This is a genomic window from Acinetobacter defluvii (assembly GCF_001704615.3).
Lineage (GTDB): Bacteria > Pseudomonadota > Gammaproteobacteria > Pseudomonadales > Moraxellaceae > Acinetobacter > Acinetobacter defluvii.
The window spans coordinates 1,491,196-1,507,640 of the sequence record NZ_CP029397.2 but is presented as its reverse complement, the minus strand read 5'-3'; the positions used below and the strand labels follow the sequence as shown (position 1 = coordinate 1,507,640).

Below are 16,445 nucleotides of genomic sequence, written 5' to 3'. Positions count from 1 at the left end.
AGATTAATGCGTTACACGATTCCAAGCATCTTTAACAGCCAGTTTTGCTTCTTCCCAAGTCAGTCGTGACTCACGTTTGGTTTGCTCCCATTTTAAACGTAAATCATTTTCCACGTCTTCAAAGCGAGTTTCATGTGGATAATCATGACGTGTAGAATAACCTAAACGATAGGCATCCTGATAATCTCGATCATAATCTAGATCACTATAAGTGGTTAAGGTTTCACTATAATATGGGGTATTCAGATGCTCTGCACGCCAATAGGCATCCTCTTCGGTAGGATTTACTTTTTCAGCAACCCCTTTACCAGCTAAGCCACCAACTACAGCGCCGACTACACCACCAACGATAGCACCCACTGGTCCACCTACTGCACCAATGGCAGCGCCTGTAGCTGCACCACCTGCTGCACCGACACCCGTTCCGACCGGATGAGCACCTGGTTCACCCGTAATTGGGTCTGCATTTAATTCATCTCTTTGCTCTTTTGATAATTCTTTTACTACGTCACGATCAATGTTTGGGTTAGTCATAATATAAATTCCCTCTGTTATTTAAAATGTAAGTTTTAAAATTTTTAACAAGCGCTAGTTTCAAACAATTACTAAGCTAATCATCATTATTAGTTAAGAAAAAATTTATTAATATTATAAATTAAAACATTTTTTGTATTCTTATGTATATCATGTTAACGATAAATAGGATAATTACATGTAAATATTAAAATTAGCATATAAAGTATATAATTTAATAAAAGAGGTGGTCCCACTTGTTTGAACAACTAAAAGCGTATTTATAAGTGATATTCCGCTCTAGTTAAGCCACCTTGTTTTGTTGGGGTAGCTGATCATAGTAAAACTCATTTGGTGTCATTTTGTCTAGACTCGAATGAGGTCGTTTCAAATTATAAAACTCAAAATATGCACTTAATTGCTTTTTCGCATCTGTGACACTGCTATAAGCTTTGAGATACACCTCTTCATATTTAACGCTCCGCCATAATCGTTCAACCATCACATTATCTACCCATCGACCTTTACCATCCATACTGATTTGAATGCCATTTGATTTCAATACATCAATAAATGCATCACTGGTAAACTGGCTGCCTTGGTCTGTATTAAATATTTCAGGTCGACCATATTTTTCAATTGCTTCATTTAAAGCCGAAATACAAAAATCCACCTCCATACTAATCGATACCCTATGCGCAAGTACCTTGCGGCTATGCCAATCAATCACAGCACATAAATAAACAAAGCCTTTTGCCATAGGGATATACGTTATATCCGTAGACCACACTTGATTACTGCGCTGAATAGCCAACCCTTTGAGCAGATATGGATATTTACGGTGAGCTTGATTAGCCTGGCTTAAATTTGGTTTGCAATATAACGCCTGAATACCCATTTTCTTCATTAAAGTACGTGTATGACGTCGTCCTATATGATGTCCTTGACGATTCAACAAATCACGCATCATACGACTGCCTGCAAAAGGATATTGCATATGTAATTCATCAATACATCGCATCAGCTTCAGATCTGATGCACTCACAGGTTTTGGGCGATAGTAATAACAACCACGGGAGACTTTCAGCAGCTTAGCTTGCTTAGATACTGAAATCTGAAGTGAGTCGTCGATTAACTTTTGTGGTTGAAGCGGCCCAGTTTCTTCAACACACCTTCTAAAAAATCAATTTCTAATGCCTGCTCACCGATTTTTGCATGTAGTTTTTTTAGATCGATGGGTGGTTCTGTTGGAGCTTTTGATTGATCGAAAGCTTGCGAGGAAGCTGAGATCAATTGATTTTTCCAGTCAATAATTTGGTTTTGATGAACATCAAACTCAGCACTCAATTCAGCAAGTGTTTTTTCTGCTTTAATCGCAGCAAGTGCTACCTTAGCTTTAAAATCATTTGAATGATTTCTTCTTGGTCTACGTGCCATAAAATACTCCATATATTGATGTTTATAACATCATTTGAGGAGCAGAATATCACTTATAGGAGTTGTTCAAATTTACGGATCCATCTCTAAACACATTATGATTCGCCTGTTTAATATATAATTCAATCGGTTAAAAACGTACTTATGTTGTATTTTAAAATACAAATATTCTTAAGCAATACTCACAATAAAATCGATTTACACAGCAAGAATAATTTTACAGAAGATATTTAAAACATAAAATATAGATACATATGCTTACTTTAACCAATCCAATTAAAACAATCTTTCTTTAGGTGAGTTAAATTAAGTTAAACAAGGTCAGCCTTGAATACGCATCAGGTTAAATTAAATGTAAATCTGATAGTCTAAAGCCAAAATAATATGGTTTGTAAAAAATTGAAGAGGATTGTGAAATAAAAACTTCAATATTCATGATAGGATAATAAGTAACCTTAAGCACTCTATAAGGTGCTACACATATGAATATTTTAGTGAATATTCAAACCAGTTTATGTTAGGAGTTTCTGATCTTCATGAGTCAGAGTTTTCAAATTGATGCAATGCGTGCATCAGCTACGGATGTGGTTTCCATCTTAAAATCTTTAGCGAATACAGATCGTTTACTCATTTTATGTCATTTGGTTCAACAAGAACTCAATGTTTCTCAAATTGAAGAACAAACTCATATCACACAACCCACACTTTCACAGCAATTAATGATGTTACGCAAAAGCGATGTTGTTACAACTCGGCGTGATGGTAAACAAATTTACTATTCAATCAAAGATCCTAAATTAAGTCTGGTGCTAAATACACTTTATGACTTATATTGCCCTAAATTATAAATTTTCACTATGTATAAACAAGCTATTTACTTGATTTTAAATATTTTATAAAAACAATACCAATCCAATGCTTAAAAAAGATCTATAGCAAGAAATTAAGATGATACTACGAATTAGAGATAAACCTTAACACCCTAATTCGTAGTGTTATTAGACTACCATTAACTTTCAGATACCAATAATTGCTTAAAATTCAGGCACAGTTGACACTGAACTTAAGCCATAAGTACTAAAAACCTGAGTTTCAGATTTTGTCGCAGGTTTCTTTTCGATAAACAGTTTAAAACTTTTGTCAGAGGTTAAACTTTTCATTTGGATATAAGGCAAATCCGTAGTCGTAACTACATTACTATAACGTGCCAATGCTTCATCAAAACCAATATCACCCCGTTTCACACGATGACGTGCTAATCGCTCAGCATTGGTTTTTACTTGTTTACGGCTATAAATTGCATAACCTGAAATTTTAGCTTCAGGTACTTCTCGAACAGATGTAATATGCAAATAATCTGTTAAACGCTCCAACCATTTTTGGATATTTAACTTTTCCAAATCTGCCTGAGTTTCAGCAAAGATCCTAAGCTTATCCCCCAAATGCACTTTCGATTTTTTGGCTTCATCTCCCTGTTCATAAATATATTTTGGGAAACTTAGCCCAATATTTACTTTTTCATTTGCATCTTTGATCTCTGCCAAGCCAATATGTAATTGGGTATAGAGCTTAGACCAAATGAAATATGGGGAAATTTCAGCTTGATCAATCAAGGTGATTTCCTGATAAAATTTCATATTTAATCCTTAGAACTTTGTCCAAATACACCACCACGAACAAGAACAGCCATCACATAATGCTCCTGCTCTGTATTTTCCAAACTCTCACCAAGTGCATATTTATCAAATAAGCTAAAGAAGTCTTGCTTGGCTTTTGGCGTACGATACGCTTTACCTAAGTTGGTCACTGCACCATAGGGTTCAATCGCAATTGCGGTTTTTTTCTCATCAAATTCTGGATACCAAGTATCAATCGTACGCAATGCATTACCCACTTTTTGTGAATGCATCGCTGCGACATCATTCACTTGATAAAGGATTTTACTTTTATCGCCTTTGCCTTTATCCAGAACCAGTTCTTCACTTGGATAAACTTCCTGCGCCTTGCCCACCAAAGCATAGGCTTCTATTTTAATGAGTAAATAAGGTACTTCACCTTTTAGGGCTTGAGCTATTTGATCTGCCAAATGCTGAACTCTTGCATCGACATTGTCAAAATCGTGTAGTGGGTAATCAAAAGCATTAAAAGTCACAGCGTCTTGCTCATTTACTGTGACCACAACTTCAACTTTTTCAGCACCAACACGGTTACGCCATAAAAAACGTGCATTGGCAATATTCAATGCATAGCGTTTTGAAAGCTCACTAAAACCATATTGCGCAATATAGTTTTTTGCCACAATTTGATATGAGTTGAAAAAAGTTTCATTGTTACAAGCAGATGGTTGCTCAATTCCACCCAAAACTTTAAGGGTAAATGCCACTTTTAAAGTATCTTGATTCTCACCCAAAGCACAAGCATCTACTTTTTGTAAATTGGCTTTTTCAACTTCAGCATTGAGTTTTAATGGATCACCTGCAACCGCAGGTTTTAAACGGTTTGAAATCGTACCACGCACTGATTTTTCAATCAGTTTTAAAGCGGATTGTTCTGTACGATTTGCCCAAGTCGTACCATAAAAATAACCATCAGACGGAACCAGTTTCTTTTCAAATGCAAGTACACTTGCAACAGCTTTTTCATTTTTAGCCATAAGAATTTTCCCTATTTAAATTTTCAATTAAAGTGTTGTTAAGTTTTGACAAAGATATAAACCATTTTCTAAATCAACATGGTATTGCCATAACAGCTGATCAATACTTTCAATACGGTAAGGCATTACAAACTCGCCTAAAGTCAGCACACTTTCTGCAAAACGATGGGGTGTATTGGCATCTCGCTGATTTTTGGCTTGCCCGAGCTCAGAAATCCCCTGAAAACCAACTGCAATTGGTACGAGCCAACCTTGCGCTTTCCGTTTTGATGTCCAAGTGACTTTTCCTTCTTCATCTTGAGTCGAGCTATGTGTGACTTTTAGATAGTCTAAAACGCTATCTAAAGCATCTTTACCTTCCCGCATACTCGTTAGAACCAAATCACGGCGTTCAATCAGCACATGCCCAAGCATGAGTTTATTTAAAATTGGACGTAACTGTTCATCCTGATCTTCATTTTCTTTAAAATTCAAAATACTAGCAGGTTTGATAGAAAGTACATCACCACTCGCAAATTTCATATTAATAGCGCACTGATTAACTAAATTCAAAAATTCATCTTTTTCATCAGGATCAATATTTTCACATTCAATTAAAAGTGATACATCTAAATGACAACGAGCTTCTTCAAGTAATGCAGAACGATCACCATGTTTATCAAGTGGATTGCCTGTTCCTACAATCGAATGGACAAAATCACCACGACCTTTATAGGTCTGTAAATTAAAATCATGACAACTCACTGCAACTTTAGAAAGTGTCACATCACAGCCTTGTTGATTCAGTTTACGTTGTAAAGCATGTATAGCACCAAGCCATGCGGTCATTGCAGGAAAACCAATAGTATATGGGCTGCTCATCGCATTGGCATTATGAAGTTTAAGATGTGGAATAAGTAAAAAGTGGCGCATTAGAAAAACTCCTTATCTTCGTCTAAGGCTTCTATTACAATGCTTTTTAGTGCAAGAATTTCAGCACTACTAATTAATTTAGAGCCACAGTATTCATCAAAAGTATCTAATATCCATTTGGCAATTCTTCGAGCAATTTCATCTTTCCATTCATTTTCACTTTCTCGTTGTTCTAAATATGCATCATCAAGCCATATTCTTTGCTCTAAAGCTAAAGATTGATAATTTTCCTTTTTAGACCATGCTTTTTCATTTTTACGTATACAAAATGCAATAAATAAAATATCTCCAACCATTTGGCGTAGAAGTCGTTTTATCTTTTTCCGTGTATGAATATTATTAATTTCAACTATATATTTTTTGAGACTCTCAAATTCGGTACTAAACTTTTTCCAATATAGACATTGCTTAAAAAAATCTGAACTTGGTAATCTCACTTGACGTTTTTCAAAAGTAGGTGGGCAACTTGAAAGTAAATATGCTATTCCCTTATTTTTTACGTTCAATAAACTATAATTTCCCATTTTAATAAAATCACCATTACTGAATCCAATTTCAGTGATGTCAAAAATCTCACTAAATCCATCTTCTAAAAATTTATTTTCTTTTTTAATTGTTCTAGCATGCTTGCCATCAATCCAAACATTCATATCATCAATACGATTCTTCACTTCATACATCAACATAGATGCTGTTTTTACTGACAATAAATGATATTCATTATTTGCTATTGGAAAATAGACCTGTCGAGTTGAACTATGTGTTTCTGCTATTGAATTTTCACCATAATAAACTTTTAAACATTTTGATTTTACATATTCAAAATCTGCATTCAGTTTCTCAACCAATTCAATCAATGAAGCATCATTTTCTTCAAATCTATGAATGACTTTTTGATTCTCTCCAATATCTTGATCAAGTAAATCATATAGCTCATATACTATTGTATTTGTTGCTGAATTACCTGAAACATCAACCTTATTTTTTAAATTCACATTGCCTGTTTTAATGTAACCATCATTTGTATAATGACCTAAAAAAATTTGGCTTGTATCTGTGTCAATTTTTGCATTTGTGAACTTTGCAGGATGTGTCGTTACATTTGGCTTAACTTTACGAATAATATTGTCTAACCAAACCTCTAAATTATATTTAGCATCGGCTTCTGATTGATTTTCAGAACGTACTTTTAAACGAGCTTCTTCATCATGTTCATTTTTTTTACCACGTAATTTAGAATTAATTTTTGCTTGCAAAAAATCTTCTTTTCTTGCTTCCAAATAACCAACAATAATATTTTGCATTTCTACCTCCCTTTATTTTGAATATTGAACCACTAAACCAAATTGGTCTGAATACACTAGCGTTTTATCTTCATCATATTGTGGCAACATGATTTCCCCATAACGTCTTAATAATTTTTCTACTTCATCATCAATATGCTGATTTTCTGAGATTTTTTCAACAGCCATACGACACAAAATGTCGTTATAATTTCTGTCTAACCATAATCGTTGCTGTTCTAACTCAGTCAAATTAGGATAATTAATTTTGTAAGCTTCCCTACGATCACGATACTGCCCAAAACCATCTTTCTCTGAAAATACAAGCTTATGATCTTTATATACGGCAAAAAGCTGAATATTCGGTGAACTTTGTCGAAATGGCGTAAATCGTTGTGGTAAAGCCGTTAAAAACCAATATTGTGTTAGCCATGCATTCAATGGTTCTGCCCCAACTTGTTTATAATTGGTCAGGCTATACGCTAAAACAGCATGTTCCAAATCAGCCAATTTTTCGGTGGCTTTTAATGGATTATTGGCTTGGATACGTGGAATTGCATTAATCCCTGAATGCTCATCCAAATCAATCAACTCAGATAAATTTTTGGTCTTTAATTTAAATTGAAGATTATTAATTTCAAACCCTGGTTTCTCAAATGCGACTTTTGCACCACGAAGCCCTTTTAAGTTGTATTGCAATAACGCAATATTCGGTTGTTGAATGTCTTGCTCTAATCGACGATGACGTAAAACCCGCCCTGCCAATTGAATAATAGAACGATAAGATGAGGGTTCAACAATCGCCCAATCAAAATCATGGTCACGCCCAACTTCTTCCACAGGTGTTGCGACTAAAATAAAAATCACATGCTCGGCATCTGTACTGTCTAAGTGTTGACGAATTACTTCATTTGAAAATGAAGCAGGTTGTTCACCTTGTTTTTCTTTTCGCTTTAAAACCGAGTCTAAATGGCGTTCCTGCTCACTACGCAATAACAACACCTGTCGACTGTGATATGCCATCGAACGTGGCGCAATATTTTCAGACCATTCAGCATTGAGTAAAAATTGTGTCAGTGCTACACATGGTGGAATATTAGCAACCCGAACTACACCAAAAGAAACCTTTTTACCTGTTTGAATATCTATTGTGTGATGATGCTGATGTAACTGCTCTATGTTTTGTCGAATGCGATCAAAATATTGCTGTTGAATACTGTCATCAAGTTGCTTTTGTTCTTTCTGTACAACTAAATCATCACATTCAATGATATAAGCTTTGTGTTTAATAATTTGTTTAGCCAAAGACTTTGCCCGAATAGCAACAAAAGCATCATGACCCTGCTTATAATGTTTAATGATGTTGTCTGATTCACTTAAATCTAGAGTTTGAGTCTGTGCCTTAAACTCATCGACCCACATGCCCACCACTTGCGTCTGTTTTAACTTTTTAAAAGCGCAATACAGCTTCCAACCTTGCTGATAGACATTAAAAAAGCCTTCAGCCAAAGCAGGTGGAATCGTTGCCGACGAGATCATTACTTTACGACCTAGCATTGCGGTTAAATGAATGAGTCGAGCAATGGCAATTAAATCCTGTCCATTAAAATCATCCACTTCATCAATCACTAAATCCGAAGATGACAGCCTTAAACTTGGCAAAATATATTTTCCACCACGTTTGGTTTCCGTTGCCGACATAATGTGGTCAATCGTACATGCCAACACAGGTTTGTATAAAAAGGCTTTATTGCGTTCAGCTTGATTTGAAGGGAATAAAACGTTCATAAAATCAGCTTGTGGCATATCACCATAATCAAGCTCATTATCCAAAAGCTGCTCTAAAGACTCTGAGCCAATTTCATCATAATTTTCAGCTACTTGTTCAGCGGTATTCTGTTGCTTATGATGCAATTCCTGTACCGCTTTAGAACCAATCAGCACCGCCAATTCATCATTACTTAAACCAATATCTTTACGGTATGAATCACCTGTTTGCAACGTTAAAGTTCTCAACCCCAAAGCTAATACATAACGTAAAGACTGCCCATCTTTCGACAAAGCTTGCATAATTTTGGCATTGGCAATGGTTTTCCCCTTGCCTGTACTTGCCATATTGACAATAAACCAACCTTGCTCAGGTGCATCTTCATGTTTTTGCTTAAATTGCCTAATCTCTTTGACTGCATTGTCCTGCCATTCAAAACCTTGTTGACTTTTCTTTTTCAATTTTAGAATGTCATACGCAGGTTCCATTTCATCCGCCAATCGACTTAAGGATTGCGCCACACGCATCGCATTGTCACTGACACGGACTAAATGTTCATCTAAAAACTGTTTTGGTTGTTTAGTTTCATAATCTGTATTGGCAATTAAACTTAAATCAGTTTTCCACGTTTTGTCTGCTTCACAGGATGAATAATAATGATCGCCCATCATCAAACATAAGCGTGCATGATGTAGCACCACACGCCAACTGCCATCTGACAAAGCTTGTGCAATATTATCTTTTTCTTGCAATAAACGTGCAGACCATTTTTCAATTTGTTTTGTCCATTCAACCGATTGGCTGAGTAAACCTTGTTCAAACTGAAAACATTGTAAAAGCCGTTGCTGATATTCTTGTTCATCAAACTTATTTTGATAACCCCAATCTGCTTTTATACTTTTCAATAAACTTGATAATGTTTCTTTATTTATATTTGCATAATCATTATGGCGTTCTTTTTCTTTTAAATCAGGCAAACGATGATATGATACAATCAGCCAAGCGACAAGCTGTGCCAATGGTGGGAGATTATCTAATGCTTTGGTTTTATCTAAATTTTGAGCGACCACATCTTTAAGCTGTTGCTCGCTCCATGATTTATTGATTAATAAATTCAGCCATGCATCATCAGATGATGGATTTTCACAAGATTGTACTAAAGCATTCAGCAAAAGACAGGAAATCCACTCATGCCGTAATGGATCACCTTTAAAAGTACCATTTTTAGCTGTGAGTTTGCTTTGAAATAAAACTGTGGCTTTGCCCCAATCATGTAATAGAGCAGATATTGCAACGAGAGATTTAATTAAAGGTAAATAGTGCCAATCATTTTCCCATTTATTCTGATCGAGTTTCTTCTTCGTCCGATTCACAGGAACAATTCCCTCTGAATTAAACTTATTTCTATTCCCCACCACCCACAGTAACTCACTTCTACGTCGCCCACGTATCCAATGACAACTCACCGCAGTGCTTTTGGTCACAGTTTTACGGAGCAATTTTTTCACCGCAATTAAACCATCTTCCGTAATCACCGTTTGCCATGTGTTATCCCCAATCCGATCTGCAAAGGCATCGAGTACACGTCGAGTACGAGGAATTGCTTTCTTTTCGCATTGGCTGATAAACGTGACAATCATTATTATTTCCCTATTTTAATGAAATACATGTTGAACCATTCGAAAATAATTCAACATAAAGTAGTTATAGAAGTATCAAAAAGCCGAAAGTATGCATCCTATAAGCTGCCTATATGGCAGTGGAAAAATTTACAAATAGTAAATTGCATAGTTTCTAAGCTACTTATTCAGCAGTATTGTTTGATCTCCCCCTGTAAGATTAACATTCACATTTTGTATATAAAAATGGTCTGATAAACCTAAAAGTAAAATGAATGCCAAAATGCCTTTCTTATTCATTGAGTGCTATCTCCTAAAGTTATGTGAGCACGAATGAAGCATAATGCAATCATAAAAATAAATCCACCCTATGCAATTTACTATTAAATTACTAAATATTTAATAATTCACATGATTATTCATTTTTAAAATAAGCTTGCGCTTTCACTTGATCAAACATGAAATCAAGACAGCGATGTTCGGTAAATTTCTGCAAAATCTGCTGACGAAACTCCTGCTCCGTCATTTTTTCTTTTGCACAAATAAAGGCATAAGGTAGAACCACAGCATCCTTAATTAAATCCGCCACATCAAACACCAAAGCCCCACGACGAGTTTTACCATGCATCACCGCAAAACCATGCGGAATGCCTAACACCCAAAGCGTGGTGGCAGCCAAACCATAAGCGAGATAATTGCCATGATTTAAAAAATCATTGGCTAAATCGCCCTGTTCAGGATTACGGCTAAAATCTTTAGAGCCTGTACGTGTCGCAGCGATTTTATAAAGTTGTTTAGTGGTCGCAGCTTCTGCAAGCAATAAGTCACCGACTTTATTTAAATTTGGAATTTTCCTTTCAAAACCATTCAGGGCATTCTGAATATCTAGATCATCCAGATAAAAACCTTCAGCTTTTAAGTCACGATCTTTTTCCCAAATTTTTCGGATAAATTCGATCCGTGCAAGTTGGAACTGTTTAGCAACCTCTAAACGTTTCTGATCATCAAACCAGAACTGCATCCACCCCTGCATGTATTCCGTTGGGCGATATTCACTTTGCGGTGTCACCCATTCGATTTCACAGCCCATAAATAACGGCGTTCCACCGCCACCACAGAAACCGACCAATACACCTGCGCTCGCAAGCATACGCATGGCTGCCTGAGTGATCGATGTACCTGTACCCAACATCACCACTGTGGTATTGGCAATGGGGATATTCTAATATTGATTTTCATTTTTTGCTTCGGTCAGGTATAGTACCCGACCATCTTTTTGCATAACACGAGCGTGTTCTAAGTAGTAAATGTTTGCACGCTTTGAATGCAGTATTGCTTTTAAGTCACTTGGGTTGAGCTGTTCCATAAACATTATTATTTTCAAGTTGTTTAATTTTAAAATAGCAGAATTAAAATTAAATCCTAGTTTTATTTTCAACTAAGCGATATTTTATGACGTTTATTTTTTATTATAAAGCAATACTTTACAGACTATTTACATAGTATTAAACAAAAAAACGAGTGATTTCTTCACTCGTTTTAGTTGCAAATGACAAGTTTATTGAAACACTTTAAAACGTACAGTATCATCCATATAAGTTTTCTCACCCGCAGGCGCTTCTACAGAACCAAATACCAATTGCGCTCGTAATTTCCATGTTGAGGGAATATCCCATGCTGCATGAACTTGTTCATCTACAATCGGATTATAGTGTTGTAAAGATGCACCTAAGCCATCAGCCGTCAAAGCTGTCCATGTTGCAAACTGTGCAATCGCTGTTGAATGTTCTGCCCAAATTGGAAAATTATCTGCATAAGATGGAAACTGCGCTTGCAAGCTTTTTACAACATCTAAATCTTCAAAAAATAAAACCGTTGCAAAACCTGCTTTAAAACTATCAATGCGTGCATTGGTTTTTGCAGCGCCTGCCTCATCTTTGGCATATTCTTGCAATTTTTCTTTTACCATTTCCCAAAATTTTTCATGGTGTGCATCGAATAAAATCACCGCACGGGAAGACTGAGAGTTAAAAGAAGATGGACTTTGCTTGATTGCTGTTTGGATCAAATCAGTAAGTTGCTCTGGTGTTTGTTTTACATCACGACCAATCGCATAAATGGTACGTCTATTTTGAATTAAATCTAAAAACTGATTCGACATTTTTGAAATTCCTTTGATATATCCTCGGGGAAATACGAGACCAAGCACTAAGATTGTTTAGAAAAAATCAACAATCTAAGAGTATCGTGTGTCTATATATTTCTATACTTTTATTAGAGCAAAAAATTAATGCCAATTCATGCCTAATATAGATAAGAATTGTAGATCGCGTATTACATGATCGAAATTTGAGTGAAAAATAAAAAACCAATGAACAAAAAATAATTCATTGGTTTTATTTCAATTAAATTGTTTTGCAGCAAAATAATAATGCTGCATTAAGCTAAAATTTTGCATTTAACACATTGTCTTTCATTTGATTTTCCCAAATTTGACGCAAAGTCGGTAAATAAAATTTCTCACCTAACTCGACCAATTCAGCATCAATCAAAGCATGAATTTCATGCATAAATAAATAATCTAACTCTACTGTTGCTAATTGCTTTTGTGCTTTAGCAAACTCCTTACGTTTGGCTTGGGCTTTTTTTACCAATTGATCAGCATAGCTCTTGTCTTTATATCTGCTAATCGCTTGTAAACGTAATTCAATCACGCCCCAACCACTGAGCAAGAGTTTAAATAATTCAAAATCCTGACTAGTCGATTCCCATGTCATCTTTTCTAAATCTTCGTCTGATGGCAAAACAGGTAACAATAACTCCATGACACTGGGGAATATTTTCTTAAAATTCAAAATAAATTTAACAGGATGTTCACCTGGATAATCCTTAAATTGAACATTTTTCTGAACATCCGTCAAATATATATCTAGCATAATCAATCATCAACAATAAAATTCTAGTGCGTATTGTACGCACTTCATTTGTAGATAGAAACTATTGCTGATGATTTCTGTACAGATGGTAATGCCGTAGGAAAATTATTTCACGTTTGGATGCACCATTTTTTCAGGTTGTACCACTTCATCAAATTGTTCAGCGCTTACTAGCCCAAGTTCAACTGCAACTTCTTTAAGCGTTTTACCTTGTTTATAAGCAGTTTTTGCCACTTTTGCTGCATTTTCATAGCCAATCACAGGGTTTAAAGCGGTGACCAGCATCAGTGAGTTATGTAAAAAATAGTCGATTTTTTCACGATTTGGTTCAATTCCAACCGCACAATGCTCATCAAAACTATTACATGCATCACCTAGCAATTGAATGGACTGAATCAAATTATATGCAATGACTGGCATATAGACATTTAGCTCAAAATTACCTGATGCGCCTGCAAAGTTAATGGTTGTATCATTGCCCATCACCTGTGCAACCACCATCGTCATCGCTTCACACTGGGTTGGATTTACTTTACCTGGCATGATACTTGAACCAGGCTCATTTTCAGGGATGTGTATTTCTCCAAAACCACAACGTGGACCACTGGCTAACCAACGGATATCATTGGCGATTTTATTTAAACTTGCTGCTAAGGTTTTGAGTGCACCTGAGGCAAATACTGCAGCATCTCGTCCTGCCAAAGCTTCAAATTTATTTGGGTTGCTTACAAATGCCAAACCTGTTAACTGTGCCAATTGTGCTGCTGCTTTTTCAGCATATTTTGGATGCGCATTCAAACCTGTACCCACAGCTGTCCCGCCCAGTGGCAGCTCATACAGCCACACCAAAGCTTGTTCTAATCGTTTAATGCCATTATCGAGTTGTTGTACATAGCCACTAAACTCTTGCCCCAAGGTCAATGGCGTAGCATCTTGTAAATGGGTACGTCCAATTTTTACAATATCTTGAAATTCTTCTGATTTTAAATTTAGCGTATGACGTAGACGCTTCACTGCAGGAATCAGTAATTCATTAATATGTAATGCTGCTGCAACATGAATTGCAGTTGGAAATGAGTCATTGGTCGATTGTGCCCGATTGACATGATCATTGGGATGAACTGATTTTTGTGAACCAAGTGGATTGCCTAATTTCTGATTGGCAATATTGGCAATCACCTCATTACAGTTCATGTTACTTTGTGTGCCTGAACCTGTTTGCCAAACGACAAGCGGAAATTGACTATCCCATCGCCCAGAGATCACTTCATCTGCAGCATCAACAATATATTTGGCAATTTCGTCAGAAATTTGTTTAAGTTCGGCATTGGTAATGGCTGCGGCTTTTTTGACTAAGCCCATCGCTCGAATCATTGGGCGAGGTAAATGCTCATTACCTATTTTAAAATTTTGCACACTACGCTGTGTCTGCGCACCCCAAAGTGCTTCAGTTGGAACTTCCACATCGCCCATAGTGTCATGTTCAATACGTGTCTGCATAGCAACCTCTTTTTAATTTAAATGATCAGCATGTTCAAGATTTATGCTAATCAACAACACCACTATTGTAAATAAGAATCATTATTAAATAAATTCTATCTATCCATTATTCAGCGTGTTTTGATAAAATTTCCATTCATCTTGAATCATTTTGTTGATTGAACATTTAGCAACCCATTTCAAAATCTTTTCTGCCTTTTTGCTGTTTGAGCCAATCTGTGCAAGCTCTTCGTATTTATATACCGCATCAACTGTTTTAATCTCCGCTGAAGTTACCTCAGCCACGGTATTAATCAATTGTTGAATGGTGCTTTGCTCCCCTGCGATATCAAAAGTTTCGCAGACATTAAATTGACTTTGTAACCAAAACAAACTGGCTTGAATCGCCTCACACACATCAAGCACATGCACAAAACTACGTTCTACAGTGCCATCTTCAGTATCCACTTGATTTTGTAACTCAATTACATCTCGTTGCCCCGCTGCAACTTGTAAGAGCATGGGAACGATATTCTTAGGTAGTGGATGAACAAATTCACCCAAAACCCCATGCTCAAATGCACCAACAGTATTGGCTAGACGTAAAATGACAATTCGCCATTCATTGTCCGTTTTACAGGTGTCTTGGATAATTTCTTCAATCATCTGTTGCGATTTAATGTATGGATTTGGATAAGCATAATTAAAATCGAGTTGTTCATTCAGGTCTAAGCTGGATTTTCCATATACGGCTAAACTTGATAAATGTACCAAAGTTCTTACGCCAGTACGTTGCATCGAACGCAATAAACTCATAATACAACTGACATTATCATTATAGTATTCAAGCGGTTTTAGTTTAGATTCTTCGATAGATTTAAAACCAGCGGTATGCACCACCGCATCAATAGAATATTGCTCAAAAACTTTGTTTAAAGCAGGTGTATTTCTCACATCAATTTTTACAAATGGAATGTACATTCCAGAAATATATTCAAGTCGTTCTAAAGTTTGTAAATTTCCGTTGGCTAAGTTATCCACAATGACGACCTCTTGCCCTTGAGCAAGCAAGCTAATCACCACATGCGAGCCAATAAAGCCTAAACCACCAGTCACTAAAATCATTGTATAGATACTCCTTATAATAATCATGCACTTAAAACTTATTGATATAATTTTGGTGTTACCACTCATTTATCCATAGCTTTTAAGAACAAAAAAGCCAACTTCAGATTTCGCTTGTGTTAACTAATTTGCAAGACGATTCTTTTACTATCTTACAACCTCCCAATATTACATATGTTGCAGTTATGACTATTAACTGTATCTTGTTTATGATGATAGATAAAATCAACTACTTAGCACACACCTACTTTCTTCTATTTAACAGTTTTATTTTTATGAATTTCAAATAATTAAGCAGTAGCTCAAAGGATTTACCCTCCTCAAATCTAGCTAATTTCCCTAAAATATACTGAATAACGCATAATCATTGTATAAGTTTTATCAGATGAACTATAGAAATAAAATGATCTTAAAAATTGAATTCCATTTCTTTTAATTATCCCTAGATACTCACTTTAAAAATAAAGCTTGATTAAGCAATCTGCTGATGCAGTTTTTGTAAAAAAGCGTCTGCATCTAACTTACTTTGAAACTCTTTATGATAAATACCTGTCGCTTTTTGATTATTTGGTGTGTATTCAATATCTACAAGAAAATTTTGATTAATCATATTCTTAGATACATGTATCGCAATAATATGCGAGGAGTTTAAGTAAAAACCATCTTCGATTTTAACTAGCATAGCACAACCTCAAACTTTATAAGATCAGAAGTAATAAT

General features: G+C 35.7%; 13 protein-coding genes and 1 pseudogene. 1 reads left to right on the top strand and 13 read right to left on the bottom strand.

All coding sequences use genetic code 11. The annotated features are described in order from the left end of the window. Positions 1-3: 3 nt before the first annotated feature. Positions 4-534, bottom strand: a complete 531-nt coding sequence (locus tag DJ533_RS09480) for a hypothetical protein (RefSeq protein WP_065993986.1) — start codon at positions 532-534, stop codon at positions 4-6. 283 nt (positions 535-817) lie between these two features. Beyond that, positions 818-1,950, bottom strand: a protein-coding gene (locus DJ533_RS09475) for an IS3-like element ISAba14 family transposase (RefSeq protein ID WP_223155595.1) whose coding sequence is annotated in 2 segments (ribosomal slippage) — positions 818-1,698 and positions 1,698-1,950 — 1,134 coding nt in all. Because the reading frame shifts where the segments join, the coding sequence is not laid out codon by codon here. Between the two features lie 536 nt (positions 1,951-2,486). Here DJ533_RS09475 and DJ533_RS09470 point away from each other — a divergent pair. Beyond that, on the top strand, positions 2,487-2,798 hold the full coding sequence (locus DJ533_RS09470) for an ArsR/SmtB family transcription factor (protein ID WP_065992427.1): 312 nt from the start codon (positions 2,487-2,489) through the stop codon (positions 2,796-2,798). Between the two features lie 186 nt (positions 2,799-2,984). Here the strand turns inward: DJ533_RS09470 and cas6f are convergent, their stop codons facing one another. The 11 genes and pseudogenes from cas6f to DJ533_RS09415 form a co-directional block, all read right to left on the bottom strand. Then, on the bottom strand, positions 2,985-3,587 hold the full coding sequence (gene cas6f / locus DJ533_RS09465; RefSeq protein WP_065992425.1) for a type I-F CRISPR-associated endoribonuclease Cas6/Csy4: 603 nt from the start codon (positions 3,585-3,587) through the stop codon (positions 2,985-2,987). A 2-nt stretch (positions 3,588-3,589) separates the two neighbouring features. After that, positions 3,590-4,603: a type I-F CRISPR-associated protein Csy3 gene (gene csy3 / locus DJ533_RS09460; RefSeq protein WP_065992423.1), complete on the bottom strand. Its 1,014-nt coding sequence runs from the start codon at positions 4,601-4,603 to the stop codon at positions 3,590-3,592. A gap of 27 nt (positions 4,604-4,630) precedes the next feature. Beyond that, a complete protein-coding gene (gene csy2, locus DJ533_RS09455) occupies positions 4,631-5,515 on the bottom strand; it encodes a type I-F CRISPR-associated protein Csy2 (protein WP_065992421.1) in 885 nt (294 codons plus the stop codon). Further along, positions 5,515-6,819 carry a type I-F CRISPR-associated protein Csy1 gene (locus tag DJ533_RS09450; RefSeq protein ID WP_065992419.1) on the bottom strand — a complete coding sequence of 435 codons (1,305 nt, stop codon included), beginning with the start codon at positions 6,817-6,819 and terminating at the stop codon, positions 5,515-5,517. The genes csy2 and DJ533_RS09450 overlap by 1 nt, the downstream gene beginning before the upstream one ends. 12 nt (positions 6,820-6,831) lie before the next feature. Then, the gene (gene cas3f, locus DJ533_RS09445) at positions 6,832-10,206 is read right to left on the bottom strand and encodes a type I-F CRISPR-associated helicase Cas3f (protein WP_065992417.1); all 3,375 of its coding nucleotides are present in this window, start codon (positions 10,204-10,206) and stop codon (positions 6,832-6,834) included. A gap of 394 nt (positions 10,207-10,600) precedes the next feature. Next, positions 10,601-11,551, bottom strand: a pseudogene (cas1f, locus tag DJ533_RS09440) (type I-F CRISPR-associated endonuclease Cas1f). Positions 11,552-11,743: 192 nt separating this feature from the next. Then, on the bottom strand, positions 11,744-12,346 hold the full coding sequence (locus DJ533_RS09435; RefSeq protein WP_065992415.1) for a nitroreductase family protein: 603 nt from the start codon (positions 12,344-12,346) through the stop codon (positions 11,744-11,746). Positions 12,347-12,629: 283 nt separating this feature from the next. After that, the gene (locus DJ533_RS09430; RefSeq protein ID WP_065992413.1) at positions 12,630-13,121 is read right to left on the bottom strand and encodes a hypothetical protein; all 492 of its coding nucleotides are present in this window, start codon (positions 13,119-13,121) and stop codon (positions 12,630-12,632) included. A gap of 105 nt (positions 13,122-13,226) precedes the next feature. Next, positions 13,227-14,621 carry a class II fumarate hydratase gene (fumC, locus tag DJ533_RS09425; RefSeq protein ID WP_065992411.1) on the bottom strand — a complete coding sequence of 465 codons (1,395 nt, stop codon included), beginning with the start codon at positions 14,619-14,621 and terminating at the stop codon, positions 13,227-13,229. 99 nt (positions 14,622-14,720) lie between these two features. After that, positions 14,721-15,725 carry an SDR family NAD(P)-dependent oxidoreductase gene (locus tag DJ533_RS09420; RefSeq protein ID WP_065992409.1) on the bottom strand — a complete coding sequence of 335 codons (1,005 nt, stop codon included), beginning with the start codon at positions 15,723-15,725 and terminating at the stop codon, positions 14,721-14,723. Positions 15,726-16,197: 472 nt separating this feature from the next. Next, positions 16,198-16,407, bottom strand: coding sequence for a hypothetical protein (locus DJ533_RS09415; protein ID WP_065992407.1), 210 nt, complete (start codon positions 16,405-16,407; stop codon positions 16,198-16,200). Positions 16,408-16,445: the final 38 nt, after the last annotated feature.

Bases quoted from the DNA above. Each gene is read 5' to 3' on its own strand.
- DJ533_RS09480 (WP_065993986.1), bottom strand. From the start codon at position 534: ATGACTAACCCAAACATTGATCGTGACGTAGTAAAAGAATTATCAAAA.
- DJ533_RS09470 (WP_065992427.1), top strand. From the start codon at position 2,487: ATGAGTCAGAGTTTTCAAATTGATGCAATGCGTGCATCAGCTACGGAT.
- cas6f (WP_065992425.1), bottom strand. From the start codon at position 3,587: ATGAAATTTTATCAGGAAATCACCTTGATTGATCAAGCTGAAATTTCC.
- csy3 (WP_065992423.1), bottom strand. From the start codon at position 4,603: ATGGCTAAAAATGAAAAAGCTGTTGCAAGTGTACTTGCATTTGAAAAG.
- csy2 (WP_065992421.1), bottom strand. From the start codon at position 5,515: ATGCGCCACTTTTTACTTATTCCACATCTTAAACTTCATAATGCCAAT.
- DJ533_RS09450 (WP_065992419.1), bottom strand. From the start codon at position 6,819: ATGCAAAATATTATTGTTGGTTATTTGGAAGCAAGAAAAGAAGATTTT.
- cas3f (WP_065992417.1), bottom strand. From the start codon at position 10,206: ATGATTGTCACGTTTATCAGCCAATGCGAAAAGAAAGCAATTCCTCGT.
- DJ533_RS09435 (WP_065992415.1), bottom strand. From the start codon at position 12,346: ATGTCGAATCAGTTTTTAGATTTAATTCAAAATAGACGTACCATTTAT.
- DJ533_RS09430 (WP_065992413.1), bottom strand. From the start codon at position 13,121: ATGCTAGATATATATTTGACGGATGTTCAGAAAAATGTTCAATTTAAG.
- fumC (WP_065992411.1), bottom strand. From the start codon at position 14,621: ATGCAGACACGTATTGAACATGACACTATGGGCGATGTGGAAGTTCCA.
- DJ533_RS09420 (WP_065992409.1), bottom strand. From the start codon at position 15,725: ATGATTTTAGTGACTGGTGGTTTAGGCTTTATTGGCTCGCATGTGGTG.
- DJ533_RS09415 (WP_065992407.1), bottom strand. From the start codon at position 16,407: ATGCTAGTTAAAATCGAAGATGGTTTTTACTTAAACTCCTCGCATATT.